Genomic DNA, 15094 nt, shown 5'->3' with positions numbered 1-15094 from the left:
TATGCTAAATGTTTTTAATCTTTGAAAAGTTATATAATAACATTTCATGCGACACTTTTTAGCATTCAAGCATCACTTCATCGAAGCGTGTATCTGAGTCCTAAAAACGCCCGGATACCCTGGTTTGGCGCAAAGACATACGACGGATCGAAGGTCAGCCGGTAAGGGTTGTCGGGTGTCGCGATCACCTGCCCTTGCTCATCAAATTTGACATTTTTGTCAAACGGATCGTTCGCGCGGGCGATCGAATTAGCGGGCGGAGTGAAGTTGAGCAGGTTTTTAACGCCTCCATATATTTCCAGTCCATTGTCAAACTTTTTGGTCATCTGGATATTCTGCAAAGACCATACCGGGGAGTTGGCGGCGCGGGGATCTTCCTCGCTCAGGATCGGCAGGCGCATTGGGCCGTAAATGTTCCCGGTGTAATCGAATGAGATCCCGGCCTTCTGGATTTCATAAGATACCGACCATGTTCCGGTAAACTTTTCAGTAAGTACCGGCCTGAAACGCACGCCGTTCTCCCTCTGGAAGTTGTCCATGTAAGTACCGCCGGCAATGATTTTGAGCGGGAACGGAAAGTTGAAATCCAGGTTCAGACTAATGCCTTTCGACACGGCATAACCATCCAGATTATCGTAAATAATTTCGTTGGGATTGGTATCGTAGTCGGGGAGAATGCGGTTGGTAAAGTGTGTATAAAATACCGAGGCGTCGATTCCGATGAACGAATTGCCCGTCACAATTTTCTTGACCACATTGATATTCGCATTCCAGCTCTGCTCGGGTTTCAATGCTTCTTTCAAAATCACCTCGCGCGAGCCGGTCAATGCGGCGTGGTCTTCCGTGAAAAGGTTCACGATCCGGAAGCCGCGGCCGACATTCAACCTCACTACGTCGGTCTGGTTGAATTTGTATTTGTAGGCTGCGCGCGGCGTAAAAATGCTTCCGTGACGGCTGTTATAATCGTAACGCGCGCCCAGCAATACAGAATGCGGTCCGCTTTTGATCTCGTCCTGGATAAATATGCCCGGTAAATAGATCTTATCGGCGTGATCCTGCCCATCGGAGTAGCGGGTAGCAGGGGTATTGTCATTGTAAAATGTGTAGCGGAACGGCGTCCCCATAAGCAGGCTGTGCTTTCCGATTTCCTTATCCCACAAAAACTGCGCGAATGCGATCTTCTGGTCTGCATTAAATGGGACATGGCCATATGCCGAGTTTTGGTTGTGCGAACTGAAAGAGTATTGTAATGTAACTTTCTCAGTAAGCGGAAGCTGGTAGTTACCGAGCAATTCAAAACGTTTGGTATAAATGCTCTCGCCATAAACCTCGTCGCCGCCGCGATAGGAGTGGTTCCATTGCATTTGCCCGCCCCAGCGGTCTTCGTAATAATAGCGGGCCGCTATGTTGGCCTGCCGGTTGTTTTTCAGGTCGAACGACCATTTGTTAAAGACTGAAATGCGGTTTTGAAGCGTCAGGTCGGTGAAGCCGTCGCCATTGTTATCGACCGGGTTCTGGTAATTAAAATAATTGATACCCAGTAACGAGCTGCTTTTGGCACCCGGGGTAAACTTTACACCGAGATCCACATTATAATCGCGCCAGGAGGTACTGAATGCGTCCGCGGAAAATACCGGCGCTTTCGAAGGGTTTTTGGTAATAATATTAATCAAACCTCCCACCGCTTCGGAACCATACAGTGTAGACGCTGGCCCTTTCACAATCTCGACGCGCTCGATGAGGCTGTTGGGAATGCCCGATAGACCATATACGGTCGACAGCCCGCTTACCATCGGCATACCGTCGATAAGTACCATTGTGTAGGGTCCTTCAAGCCCGTTAATGTGAATGTCGCCCGTGTTGCAGACATTGCAATTCAGCTGCGGCCGCACGCCGTTTACATAACTTAACCCTTCAAAAATGCTGGGAACCGGGTTTTTGTAAATGAATTTGGAAGTGATAATATCCACTGGCACCGGGCTGTCGAGCTTCGAAACTTCCTTCATTGTTCCCGTTACAACCACCTCTTCCAATGCATTAGCGCCGGATTTCATCACAAAATCCTTATTGAGGTCCCGGTCGATCCTTACATTCTTTTCGGTGATGGTAGGGAGCGAAATGTAGCTGACGCGCACCGTATACGTGCCTTTGGGAATGCCCGTCAGCCGGAAATGGCCCGCCGTATCGGCCGTGGTACCTGTTTTTAATTCGTTGATGTAAACCGACGCACCGAATGCCGGGTCAACCTGGCCTTCGAGTGAAATTTTTCCAGAAAGCGAAAATTGGGCCCAGGCACCGAATGGCAAACAACTGAACAATAATAGTATGCGTAGTTTCATAGTATGGCCGAATTAAAAATTTACTTATCTCTGAATATAAATTTAGACAAACCTAAAAATAAAACTTGATATATAAAAATTAAAAATTCGGTCACATTTGATCGTTGATGTGGAAACTATCTTCGGGAGGAGGTTGGTTAACGCTACTGTGATTGCATATTGCGCCAGTAATCAATTTAACCCACTATGCTGAAAAGATTTTTGAAACCCATTAAACTGCCCGCTCCGGTGGACTGGGCAGTGCTGATCCTGCGCGTAGGCATCTCCTGGATGATGCTCACACACGGGTACGCGAAGCTGACCAACTTCCTGGGAGGCGATCATTCCTTTGCCGATCCGATCGGAATCGGCGAGGAGGCTTCCTATGTGCTCACCATCGTAGCCGAATTCGGCTGTTCTATCCTGCTGATTTTGGGCCTCGGCTCACGGGCGGCATTACTGGCACTCATTTTCACGATGGTAGTCGTGATATTCATCGTGCACGGCCCCGATCCGCTCGACAAGAAGGAGCATGGGCTGCTTTTCCTTTTCGCCTACATGGCATTGTTCCTTACCGGGCCGGGGCGGTTCTCGGTCGATGCGAAGTTGTTCCGCTAAAATTTTACATTATTCAAAAAAAATGCCTTCCGGTGACGGAAGGCATTTCGTTTTTATCGCTATTGCGACCATTTAGTAGGCTGTCGGTCCCAGCGGTGGGCTTTCATTTGCTCGGCCACCGCGGCGTCGAGCTGCACGCCGTCGCTCACGGCCACGTTCGCGCGTACGTTTTGAAGCCTGCGCATACCCGGGATCGTCGTGTGCACGTCGGGGTTGTTGAGGATGAAACGCAATGCGAGTTCGGCCATCGTCATACCTGCGGGAATGTCGGCGCGCAATGCTTCGGCGTGGTCTACACTTGCATTCAGGTTTTCGGGGACGAAATAGGTCGAGCGCCAGTCGTCGGCCGGGAAAGTGGTTTCTTTGGTCAATGTACCTGTTAATGTACCTTCATCGAAAGGCACGCGGGCGATCACGCCGATGTCCAGCTTCCGGCAAAGGGGGAATAGATTATCCTCCGGCGCCTGATCGAAAATGTTGTAAATCACCTGCACCGCGTCGATCAGGCCGGTTTCGAGCGTTTTCAATGCGTTATCCGGCTCCCAGCGGTTGATACTGATGCCCCAGGCACCTACTTTTCCTTCTTTCGTCAGTTTCTGAATGGCCTCTTTCCATTCGTCCTCTTCGGCCCAGGCATCTTCCCAAACGTGGAATTGCAGCAGGTCTATCTGCTCGGTACCGAGGTTTTGAAGACTTTTTTCGGTGTATTTGACAATGTAATCGGCCGGAAAAACGTCTTTCAACGCAAATTCAGGGCGCGATGGCCATTGGCGGTTTTTAGGTGGAATTTTGGTGGCAGCGTAAATCTTGCGGTCGGGATAACGCTTGATCAGCTCGCCGAGGATACGCTCGCTGAGGCCTTCACCGTAGCCCCAGGCCGTATCAAAGAAATTGACACCCGATTCGACGGCCAGGTTCAGGGAGTCGTCCGTTTCCTTGCGGTCGGAGCCCGTCCAGCCCGCCAGTCCCCACATTCCATAACCTACTTCGCTGATTTCCCAGCCAGTGCGTCCAAAACGACGTTTTTGCATTGTAATCTGATTTTAGTGTTTGACCTATAAACAACTTGTCTGCATTTATTTACCATAGAACGGGTACCTTTGCAAAACTTTTTTATTAGTGAGCCTTCTTGCTATCGTTCCTCAAAAATCGGGTTTTAAGTGAAAATAAAGGGTTTGATTAACGCATTGTTGATGACATTTAAGCGAATTGCCGGGATTGTGTTGGTGATCTGTATGGCTGGTTTGACAAACCAGAGCGAATCTTCCGATAAAATTGCAGAATACTGCGCAGCTTTCCATCAAATCCAGATCGATATCCGCGATAATGTGATTTCTCCCGATTCGGCCCGCTCGGCATTCGGTGCGGTAATGCGTGGCCTCCGCGCCGAGTTCAGACGGGATACCTGCCGGTCTATCGACTCTTCCTACTTCGTTTATCCGGTGAAAGGTTATGCCGCACGAGAATCAATCGGGTCGCGCGGTCGCGGCTACCGGCCCAATGGTTTCGACCTTTTCGACAGCAGCGTCTCCGGCAGCCATCCCGCCCAGGACCTTTTTGTGCGCGATAAGGACCAGGACGTGCTCGACGACCGCACCTGGCAGCCGATCGATGTGCTTGCATTCACTTCCGGCATCGTGCTGGCGACGGAAACCAGCTGGAAATACGACAGCGAGTACCGCGGCGGCAACTGGATCTGGATTTATGATCCCTGCCTCGACGGCCTTTTCTACTATGCCCACAACAACATCGTGGAAGTGCAACCCGGCCAATGGGTGAATGCGGGCGACAAGATTTCGGAAATGGGCCGCTCGGGTTATAATGCCTATCAAAAGCGCTCGCCGACGCATCTGCATTTGATGTTCCTGCAACTCGATGTCGACGGCCTGCCGATGCCTGCCAATACCTACGACTGGCTGAAAGAAGCAACTGTGAAAGACGGTTTAGGGGCTGAATAATTGGGATTTGAAGTAGATATCCAATATATTGTACTTCACTCCATTACTATTCCTTAAACAAAATTTTATGAACAACCGCCGTTCTTTTTTCCGGAAGAGTGCCGCCCTTGGTATGGGTGCTTTCGGGATCAACAGCCTTTTCAATCAGCTCCACGCCGGGCAATTCCTGGAAGCAGAACAACTCTGGAACCCCGCGAGCGAAAGCAATGAGGAATACTGGTCGGTGATCCAGGACGCCTACACGGCCAGCAAGAGCGAAATCATTATCCTCAACAATGGCGGCGTTTCTCCTTCGCCGACCGTCGTGCAGGAGGCTTTGGACAAATACAACAAAGCTGCCGCGCAGGGGCCATCCTATTATATGTGGCGCATTATGGACAAAGGCCGTGAGCCGCTCCGGCAGCGCCTGGCCAAACTCGCGGGCACCGATGCCGAGGAAATCGCGATCAATCGTAATGCTACCGAAGCATTGAATACCATCATTTTCGGGTTGCCGCTCGAAAAAGGCGACGAAATCATCGGCACCTTGCAGGATTACCCGAATATGGTGCAGGCCTGGAAGCAGCGCCAGATGCGCGATGGCCTGGTTTACAAACAGCTTTCCTTCGATTTCCCCATTGAAAACGACGAACAGATCGTCAAGGCTTACGCGGATGCGATCACGCCGAGGACGAAAATCATTCACGTTACCCACATTATCAATTGGGTAGGGCAGATTATGCCTGTGAAAAAGATCGCCCAAATGGCGCACGCCAAGGGTATCGAGGTGGTTTGTGACGGAGCGCATACGTTTGGTTTACTGGATTACAAAATCCCCGATCTGGAATGCGACTACTTCGGTACCAGCCTGCACAAGTTCCTGAGCGCGCCGGTGGGCAGTGGCATGATGTGGATCAAAAAAGATAAAATCGAGAAAATATGGCCGCTGCTCTGTAACAGCGAGCCGAAAAGCGGCAATATCCGCAAATTCGAAACGCTCGGCACGCGCAGTTTCCCGATCGAGCAGGCGATTGGCGAAGCAATCAATTTCCAGGAAGGCATCGGCAGCAAACGGAAGCAGGACCGCATTCATTATCTCAAAAAATACTGGGCCGAAAAAGCCGCGCAAATCCCTGGTGTGAAAATTCACACTTCGCTGAAACCCGAATTTTCCTGCGCCATTGCCGGTGTAAGCATTGAAGGAATGAAGCCTGAGGAGCTGGACGGCAAGCTGATGAAGGATTATCAGATCCATACCGTGGGCATCAATTGGGAGAATATCCATTGCGTGCGGGTGACGCCGCATGTGTACACGAAAACAACCGACCTGGACAAGCTGGTCGGCGCTATCGAGAAAATCGCGAAAAAGGCCTGATATTTTTAATGGTTAATGTACATTGAGCATAGCTGGGTTAGCTGCCGGTTATGCTCAATTTTTTTACCGCCTGTAAGTCCACAGGTTAAGACATCCATCGGAACAGCCATTGGCACGAATCAAGCGTATGCGGCGGTTCTCATGCATTATTTTTGAAAAATCCTCAATAGAAAATCAACATTATGACAGAGTTACGAAAGGGTTCTTTTATCAGGAAGGTAAAAGATATCAGCATGGGCGGTGCATTGGCGCTGGCGCTGCTTTCCGGCACCGCGCTCGTTTCCTGTTCATCGAATGATGATGAATCGGAATATAGTTATGAAGAAACGAGTTACGGCAAAGGAATCCGGTCGCATATCAAGGAGGTAAGCCCGGGCGAGTTCAAGATCATCAGCGAAGAAAATGTCCCGACCGACAGCTCCATGGCCATAGTTTCCTACCTCGACGGCCATAAAGACACGCTGAACCCGATGGCCGCCAAGGCGCTGATCGACCAGGAAATCCGTTCGAATCCGCATATGGGCTACCATAGCGGGCTGTCGAGCATGCTGCTATACGGCGGAATGGGCTATCTGCTCGGCCGCAACTCTTCCTATTCCTACATGAACAACTACCGCGGCAGAATGAACCCGGAACAGAGCCGGTCGTTCTATGCCAACCCGGGCGCGTATGCCAGCTCACGCAGCGCAGCGCTCGGCGTGGAAACTTCCCGCTCAGTACGGACAGTCACAACAAGGCCCGCCGGAGGCCGTAAAGGCTTTTTCGGAAGATCGTCTGGGCGTAGCGGCGGGTAAGGAGTTGATGCGTTTAAAGTGGATGAGTTTAAGGTTTATGAGCGCAAAGTTTATGAGTTTAAAGTTGATGAGTTTAAGATGCATAAGCTGGTCCTGACTCTTGAACGCACACCTCTTAACTCTTTAACTTTCAGCTACTGAACTCTTTAACTATTAACTCCCGAACTCCCGAACTCATAAACTCCTGAACTCCTAAACTCATAAACATTAAACTCCAACAATGGTAAACCTGAAATCACTCTCCAATCCGCCGCAGGCTGCGTTGCAGAAAGCCGGCTGGGACTGGGCGCTTGGTACCGATACGGCTCCTTATGTCGTGAATGATATGGTAGTCGTGACTGAGCAGCAGGCTGAAAGCTACTACGAGGCTGCGGGTACATTATATGATATGCTGGTCGAGGCGGGGCAATATGCGATCGATCAAAACCTTTTCCGGGAAATGGGTATTCCTGAAAACCTGATTGAGCTGATCAGGCATTCCTGGAACGACGATAGGCAAATCCATTTGTATGGCCGTTTCGACCTGGCCGGCGGGTTTGATGAAGAGCCGGTCAAGTTGATCGAATTTAATGCGGATACGGCTACGTGCATTCCCGAAACGGCCGTCGTGCAATGGGCGCATTTACGCATGAACGGCATGGACGAGTCGAAGCAGTTCAATACGCTGTATGAAACGCTGGTAGGTCAATTTGGTTACTTAAAGGAGGAAAATAGTGACCTGACGCCTTCAATGCTGTTTTCGGCTATGCGTGACTATCCGGAAGACGATACGAATGTGGCCGTGCTGATGGAAGCCGCAAAAGAAGCGGGTTTCGACGTCGAATTCGCCTATATCGACGACGTCGAGTTTTCAAATGGCGAGGGCATCTTCTACCAGGAGCCGGAGCACGGGCATTTCGTCCGGTTTGATTTCTGGTTCAAGCTGGCGCCCTGGGAGCACATTGGCGCCGACGAACCGGAACTGGCCGCCATGCTAACGGAGATTGTGAAGAACAGGAAGGCGGTAATCCTGAACCCTGCTTATACTTTGTTATTCCAATCAAAATACATCCTGAAAATTCTGTGGGACCTTTACCCATATCATCCATTGCTGCTACAAACGGACAATGTTGCGCTGCCGCACAAAAAATCGGTAAGTAAGGTGCTTTTGGGGCGCGAGGGGGCAAACGTCACCATTCACGACGAAAGCGGCGAGGCGCTCGAAACCGTTTCGGGCGAATACGATGATCAGCCGCGGATTTACCAGGAGTACGTCACGCTCGCGACCGACGTGGAAAACCATACCTATCAGGCCGGCGTGTTCTACGCGGGCGAGGCATGCGGGCTGGGATTCAGGCGGGGCGGGAAGATTTTGGACAACACCGCGCAATTTGTGGGGCACGTAGTTGACTAATGCAATACGTAAATTTACTTGCCTATTAATCAGGTTGTTACCGATCGCTCATCGAATCGACCGTTTACTAATCAATTTACGGAAATGTCCATGCCAGCAGCGAAGTTTGTGCAAGTTTTAAAGCGCTGCTGGTATGAAAGTTTTAAGGAACGCCGGAAACTTCGTCAGCAGTCCAGCATATTCATCGATCCCTTAATTCTTAACAGACAAGTCATGATTCACGAGAAAATTTTCCAATTAAAAAGCGGCAGGGAGGTTAAAGTCGTTGTTAAAAGTTACTTCCTCCACGACAATCCTCAGCGCGACACGGACTGCGAGATTCTGATCCGCGAACCCAAAGAAAAATACTTTCGCACACCTATCGGAGTTAATCACCCGCAATACTGGAAAATGAAGCGGTCCAGCGCACAACAGGCCAAAATGCTTCTGATGGAATACAGTGGAATCACACAGCGTCAGATCAACCAGGTCATCACCGAATTTAACCGCATTCTCAGCTATCCCCCAACACATATCGGGTTTCAATACGAAAGCGAGCTGGTTTAGCAACAGTTAATTTTTACATCAGGCACTGAGTTAGGTAGATAGATATAACACACACTGAAGCCGGGCGTGGTCGGACTGCAAAGTCTGATCATTGCCCGGTTCCTTTTTATATATACCCATCCCAATCGAAAAGCTCCATGAATTTGCTAATTTGAGCCGCAGCATTCTTTTCAGGGGTTTTTATGAAGCTAAAAGGCGTTTTACTGATCGCAGGGCTGGTATTGGTTGGGGCAATTGTGTTTTATGTCAAAAGGTTTTCTCCGCTTTCAAAATCGGCGGGATATGCTACGGATGTCCTGAATGCAGCTTTCGCCGAGCAGCCGGTCGGGTATATTAACCGGGCCGATTCATTAGGTGTGACTACCCCGCGTCTGCAACACATTTCCCTACAACTTTATCCCAATATTGCGGACGGCGCATTCAATGGCGCATTGAGAGGCCTTGCCGGCGATAAGGATTTGCTGCTCACAGTTGTTGCCGGGCAGGACGGGGCGCTGGGCATGGTAACCGAAGGTACATTTGACGACGCCCTGAGGTCGCTCTGTGAAGCGCTGCCTGATGCGAAGCGTATTTACCTGCGCTGGGACCCGGATATGGAGGTGCCTGTGCAGCGCCATTCGTGGCAATACCAATCACCGGCGGACTATATCGAGGCATTCAGGCACGTGGCGAAGTTTTGCAAGAATGCGAGGCCGGAGCTGCAAATCATGTGGTCGCCCGCGGGCTATCCGGGAACGGACGAATATTGGCCGGGCGATGACGTGGTCGATGCGATCGGGATTTCTATGAACGGACAGAGTGAACTCGCTGCGACGGCTTACCCGAGCGACCCCGATCAACGGACCGCACTGCGCCGAAAGCTGATACGGACGCGGTTTATCGACAAACCGGTTTGGGTATTTGCTTCCGGAGGCGACAGCGCGGTGAATACACTGTTGCCCGATTTGAAAGCAGCGGTAGCGGACATTAAACGGGATTCCGGCTGGATTTTTCAGCAATACAGCATTAACCAACCGGCGGGACGTGCCGCGAATGCATTACCGCTTTTGGGCGTGTATGATCCTAAACTGGCATTGACCGGTTCCAAGTCCATTCATGTAGAGCATTTATTTGTGGATCTCGAAAATATACAAACCGGCGGTTTTGCAAAGGATTTCGAAGCGATTGTGCGGCGCGGACACCAGGCAATCGTGACGGTGGAGCCGTGGCGGGATGGAAAGGTCAGGAAAGATTCGTCGGTACTGCGGAATACAGTTTCCGGCATCTATGACGACGAGTTTAAATCACTTTTTAATACAATATCCAAAACGAACCTTCCCGTGTATGTGCGTTTTGCGCATGAAATGGAAATCCCGATTCACCGGTATTCATGGCAAAGCCAGGACCCGGTTTTGTATATCCAGGCATTCCGGCATTTCATGGAACTGGGAAAAGGGATCCGGAATGTAAGAAAAGTATGGGGCCCGGCGGGCGACAGAGGATCGATGGAATGGTATCCCGGCAGTGATGTTGTCGACTTTATCAGTATTGCCATTTACGGCTTGCCCGACAAGAACATTACCGACCCTACCAAGCAGGAGTCTTTCGAAACGATATTCAACCGCAAAGCCTGGCGAATGCGCCTGGCCTCAAAGCCGATTTTTATCACAGAATTTGGTGTGAAAGGCCCGGAAGATTTCCAGTCGGCGTGGTTGGAGAAGGCCGCTCACGTGCTGGCGGCTCATAAGGAAGTGGTTGGAGCATGTTATTTCAACCTTGCCGATAACCCGGAAGTTTGGGGCGATATTCCGGCACCGGACTGGGGAATCAGCCGGTCGTCCCTGAATCGTTTTGTAGCTGCATTGGAAGACGCGTTGTGACGCGGAACGCAATTATGGCGTAAGGGGCGTATTCAGTTGCGATTCGATGATTTCCCTCACCGTTCCCTGCTCGATCACGTACAAGTAGAGCCGATAAAGCGACGGATGTTTAGGAACGGTTAAAGTCAGCCGGGTTCCGCTTCCGATATCCGTCATCTCCACCGGATTGTCAAAACCATCCGTTCGGACAAGCTTCCATTCAAACTGTATCCCGTTCTGAGGCGTGCCGAGTACCTTCCACTGGCCATTGGTCCGGGCGATCGCGTAGTAATCCATCGAAGCTCCTTCGAAAGTACCCAGGGCTGGTTTCAGGATTTTATAACGTGTTCCGGCAATGGGAGCATTCCCGGCAGCCCATACCGATTCCAGCAATTGCAGCGAATATTTCGGTCGTCCGGCATAATCGCGTAGGCCATCGAAACTGACGTGCTCGAATATCTTTTCGTCCTGCCAATTGGAAATAAACATTCCTGCCCGCCTTTCCCCGCTATCCGCAAACGCATTTGCGCCGATGTAGCTGAAATAGAACGGGGCGGCCAGTTTGCGGAGAATTCCCTCGTCGGGTCTTCTTTCATAATCCGACAGTACCAATCCAAATGCGTCGATCGCCGGCGCCACCTGCCTGATCAGGTAGGCGAGGTTTGGCGTTTCCGCATTCAGTTCGAGGTCCACCGTCACCGGGCGGGAGCGATCGATCCTTCTGATAGCCTCACTGATTTTTTTTAACCAAATCAGATACTGCTTTTGCTCCGCCGTGCGCTCGGAACGTCGGTGGCGCTGGATAGCGGCATTGCCAAGGTTCCAGGATACGATATGTTTCTGGTATTGCAGTTTGCTTACCGTTGCGAGTATTTCGCCTGCAAGCTCATCGGCGCTGCTTTGATCGTTCAGGAAGTCAACCGTCTCGGGCACCCAGAAAGTGTAATGGACCCGGATGCCGGCCCGTGCGGTCGCGCGGAGGATATTGTAGTCATAAATGCCGGGGCCGAAATGTCGGATCGCATTAATGCCCGTCCGTCGCATTTTTGCAAGGTCGGCTTCCAGTTCGTGCTTGGTAAATGCAGGGTATCGTCGCGACCAGTTGTGTCCTTTGGTATAATTCACTCCGCGAGTACCCTGGAAAAACACGGCTCGCTTGCGTGCGGCACTGGTATCCGGCTCGCGCACACCCATCACGCGGAAGAGTGCGGGAACATCGGGATGCCGCAGGGGCTTTCGCTTCGTGAGACTGAGCGCATATGCCTGGTTTTCGCTGGCGGCGGCCAGGTTATATTCAAGTTGGGGATTGAAACGCCGGAAGTAAATGATGACGCTGATAACGAGCACGGTGATCAGGAATGCGGACGTCCTTACACCACTGTAAATGCGCCGACGCAGGATCCAGAAGTTACCTTTCAACTCCTTGATGGCGGCAAACGCGGTACGCAGAAAAGGCGAAGTGGTCGAAAACCCGCGGATTTGCTGCTGCCGGCTTGCAGCGATATTGAAGCACATGAAAAAGCAGTTCAACCCGGCAAAACCAGCCATGATAAGGTTGTAAGGGTTCAGATCCTGGTATAAACCGTAAGCAATGGCCAGCAGCGAGAGGGCTAAGACAGCCAGGTTAGGCACATTCAGCGGCCAGTTGTTGGCTTCATTTCCATCCTTCGGGGTAGGCACATAAGGGATCTTTTTACCGGAAATCGTGTACAGAATGCCCAGAATGAATATCCACCACGTTCCGATCATAAGCAGCCCGCCCACCACATGAAAGCCCCGCTCTTCGTCCTCCATGACCCACCATTGGACAAAATGGCGGATGAGCACAATGCAAGAAACCATCGGTAATATCACCAGCAGGAAATCGGTAAGGTCGAAATGCATCGGGCTTACGTCGAGCACGAGCGCGAGAATGGGAATGAGGAAGTTGATCAGGAAAATAAACCCCGACAGATAATGCAGGGGTATGATGCCGTAATGAATGCGCTGGCTCCATGTGAATTGGGAGAAAAGCTTCGGATACACATGCACAAAGAGGTCAAACACCCCGCGCGACCATTTCAGCTGTTGTTTGAAATAGGCCGAAAGCGTCGAAGGTACCAGCCCGCGCGCGAGTACCGCCGGTACATATACGGATTTCCAGCCCTTCGCATGCAGCTGCATCGAAGTATGCATATCTTCGGCCAGCCCCGCTGCATGTCCGCCGATAGATTCCAGCGCCGTGCGCCGGAACGTGCAGTTCGCGCCGATCGCCAGCACGGTCCCGTAATGGTTCATGGTCATCATCATCGGGCCGTAAAACTGGTATGTCTGCTGGGCGGCCCCTTTGGCGATCAGCCCCTCGTCGTGGTTTTTATAGGCCTGCACAATTTGCACATAACCGATTTCCGGGTTGTCGAAATGCGAGACGATGGGGTCCAGAAAATCGGGGAAGGGAACGTGGTCGGGGTCGAGGACCACGCAGAGTTCGCCTTTTGAAATACCCAATGCATTATTGATGTTCCCCGCTTTCGCATTCCGCTTTTCCGTGCGCGTCACATGATGTACGCCCAGGCGTGCGCACACATCGCGCAGGTAAGGATCGTCGGCTTCGTCGCACAGGTAAGTTTCGTGCGGGTAGGTAATGGCCTGGATCGCCGTCAGCGTTTCGACGATCATTTCATACGGTTCACCAGCGCAGAAGGTAGTGAAAATGTCGACGGTATACCGCTTCGTCAGTGACGGCGTGGGCGGTACCGTGATGAACAGGTAATGGTACCATTCATGCAGCACTTTCAGGCAGGTAAAAACAAACGTCACCACGAGCATCCAATACAATGGCGCATAGCCTCTGACTTTCTCCGACAGGATGCTGGACAGGAAAAATCCCATCGAGATCAACCCGAAGAAGATCATCAGCCGCAGCATGAGCAGTTGCTTGCGGGTGGGCGGTTTTACATACAATGCTTGCTTCATGGCGGGCTTACGACGTAAAAAGGTGTGTTGCATGAAGCAAAATTTCCCTGATCATCGTAAATCGTAGCGAAAATCCGGTACGGGCCTTCCTGTTTCGGAGCAGGGAATGTAAGGCGCAGGTTTTCGCCGTTACTTTCCGTTGTCGCGAGCGGTGTCATTTTCCGCGTACTGTTAACCCGGTTCTCACGGTACCAATCTTCCCGGAAGAGTTGCCATTTGATAGACCGGATGCGGTCATGGCCCTTAAAAAGCAGTACTTCCGCAGAAGCCGGGCCTGAGGGGTTCAAAAGAATGTTGTCGCGCGCGCCCTGGCTGTTCAGCAGCATATATTTTATTTCGGGATAAATTACCTGCGACGATTTGCCCTTCCAGATCGTCTGCATGGTGCCCATTGCCTCCGAAGCATTCCCTTTTTCATCGAAAATACTGAACCAGGTTTGGGTTGTTTCCTGCTTGTTGCCCCAGAAGAAAACGCACGCGCCCAGAAACCGCGGGTCTTTCAGCGGCATGTGCTGCCGGTAACGCTGCCGGTATATGTCGGCTTTCTTTTTACTGGTATCCTCAATGTACGCGCCCCAGGCCGTCTGCTCCGTTCCTTGCCACGGACCGTTAATGCCCCATTCGAGCAGCATATACGGGCCTTTCCAGAACCACGCGAGGTTATCCAGGTTTTTACGCAGCAACGGCAAGGTGCTGAAAATGTTGAAAGAGATCAGGTCGATATTGCAGCGCAACCGGATATTGAAAATGTATTTCGGGTTGAAATTCAGGATGGTAGTGGTGACGGGATGATTCGGGTCCTCGCGGTGGATCATGTCTGTGAGCGCATTGAATGACTCATAAAAATCGCCGTATGTCCATTTATAGGGAAAATCGAGCTCATTACCAAGGCACCACATCAGTACCGCAGGATGGTGTCTGAACCGTTTGACAAGCGATTGGAATGCGAGGTAACGCGCTTCGGTGATTTGAGGATCGTTATAAAAGGCCAAATCGCCGCTGTTGGGCAACGGAAGCCCCACAATCACAGCAATTTCATGCTTTTGGGCGCTGTCGAGGACTTGTGTGAGATTGGTCGTATCCCAGGTGCGCAAGGTATTTCCGCCTGCTTCACGGAGTTCGCGAAAGTGGGAATAGCCTCCTGCTCCTCGGACGCTGAAAGGCTTTCCGTTTCTCACAATAGTATACCGGCCATCGGCGTGGTCTATGTACACTTTGGCAGACCTGTCTACATCTTTTTCGCCGATACAGCCAGATAACACCAATGAAAGCGTTATAACCGACAGCAATAGAAGGACGATACGGATGGACAAGGTCGGG

Annotated in this window: 11 protein-coding genes; 7 read left to right on the top strand and 4 right to left on the bottom strand. The window is 51.2% G+C overall.

Translation table 11 applies throughout. From position 1 onward, the window contains the following. Positions 1–77 precede the first annotated feature (77 nt). Positions 78–2339, bottom strand: coding sequence for a TonB-dependent receptor (locus tag BLQ88_RS08010; protein WP_090148258.1), 2262 nt, complete (start codon positions 2337–2339; stop codon positions 78–80). A 186-nt stretch (positions 2340–2525) separates the two neighbouring features. Between BLQ88_RS08010 and BLQ88_RS08005 the strand changes: the two genes are divergently transcribed. Continuing rightward, entirely contained in the window at positions 2526–2936 is a 411-nt protein-coding gene (locus tag BLQ88_RS08005; RefSeq protein ID WP_090148257.1) for a DoxX family protein, read from the top strand. Between the two features lie 59 nt (positions 2937–2995). On the opposite strand, the gene BLQ88_RS08000 is transcribed toward BLQ88_RS08005, so the two are convergent. Next, a complete protein-coding gene (locus BLQ88_RS08000) occupies positions 2996–3967 on the bottom strand; it encodes an aldo/keto reductase (RefSeq protein WP_090148255.1) in 972 nt (323 codons plus the stop codon). A 162-nt stretch (positions 3968–4129) separates the two neighbouring features. On the opposite strand from BLQ88_RS08000, the gene BLQ88_RS07995 reads away from it, so the two are divergent. The 6 genes from BLQ88_RS07995 to BLQ88_RS07970 all read left to right on the top strand — a co-directional run bounded on the left by BLQ88_RS07995 (position 4130) and on the right by BLQ88_RS07970 (position 10840). Further along, on the top strand, positions 4130–4894 hold the full coding sequence (locus BLQ88_RS07995; protein WP_090148254.1) for a M23 family metallopeptidase: 765 nt from the start codon (positions 4130–4132) through the stop codon (positions 4892–4894). A gap of 67 nt (positions 4895–4961) precedes the next feature. Continuing rightward, entirely contained in the window at positions 4962–6248 is a 1287-nt protein-coding gene (locus tag BLQ88_RS07990) for an aminotransferase class V-fold PLP-dependent enzyme (protein ID WP_090148252.1), read from the top strand. Positions 6249–6430: 182 nt separating this feature from the next. Next, on the top strand, positions 6431–7042 hold the full coding sequence (locus BLQ88_RS07985) for a Cj0371 family chemotaxis-regulating polar lipoprotein (protein WP_090148251.1): 612 nt from the start codon (positions 6431–6433) through the stop codon (positions 7040–7042). Between the two features lie 220 nt (positions 7043–7262). Further along, positions 7263–8435, top strand: coding sequence for a glutathionylspermidine synthase family protein (locus tag BLQ88_RS07980; protein WP_090148249.1), 1173 nt, complete (start codon positions 7263–7265; stop codon positions 8433–8435). Between the two features lie 84 nt (positions 8436–8519). After that, entirely contained in the window at positions 8520–8981 is a 462-nt protein-coding gene (locus BLQ88_RS07975) for a hypothetical protein (protein WP_229212620.1), read from the top strand. 182 nt (positions 8982–9163) lie between these two features. Continuing rightward, positions 9164–10840, top strand: coding sequence for a glycosyl hydrolase (locus BLQ88_RS07970; protein WP_090148247.1), 1677 nt, complete (start codon positions 9164–9166; stop codon positions 10838–10840). A gap of 12 nt (positions 10841–10852) precedes the next feature. Here BLQ88_RS07970 and BLQ88_RS07965 read toward each other — a convergent pair whose 3' ends face one another. Together BLQ88_RS07965 and BLQ88_RS07960 are read right to left on the bottom strand one after the other, a co-directional pair. Then, positions 10853–13807 (bottom strand): glycosyltransferase family 2 protein, encoded by a 2955-nt coding sequence (locus tag BLQ88_RS07965; protein WP_229212619.1) that lies wholly within the window; start codon positions 13805–13807, stop codon positions 10853–10855. Next, positions 13771–15087: a glycoside hydrolase family 2 TIM barrel-domain containing protein gene (locus BLQ88_RS07960; protein ID WP_229212618.1), complete on the bottom strand. Its 1317-nt coding sequence runs from the start codon at positions 15085–15087 to the stop codon at positions 13771–13773. The genes BLQ88_RS07965 and BLQ88_RS07960 overlap by 37 nt, the downstream gene beginning before the upstream one ends. Between the last annotated feature and the right edge of the window lie 7 nt (positions 15088–15094).

It is taken from the genome of Dyadobacter soli (assembly GCF_900101885.1).
GTDB lineage: Bacteria > Bacteroidota > Bacteroidia > Cytophagales > Spirosomataceae > Dyadobacter > Dyadobacter soli.
Note: the sequence above shows the minus strand (reverse complement) of the source record. Positions and strands in the feature narration are given on the sequence as shown.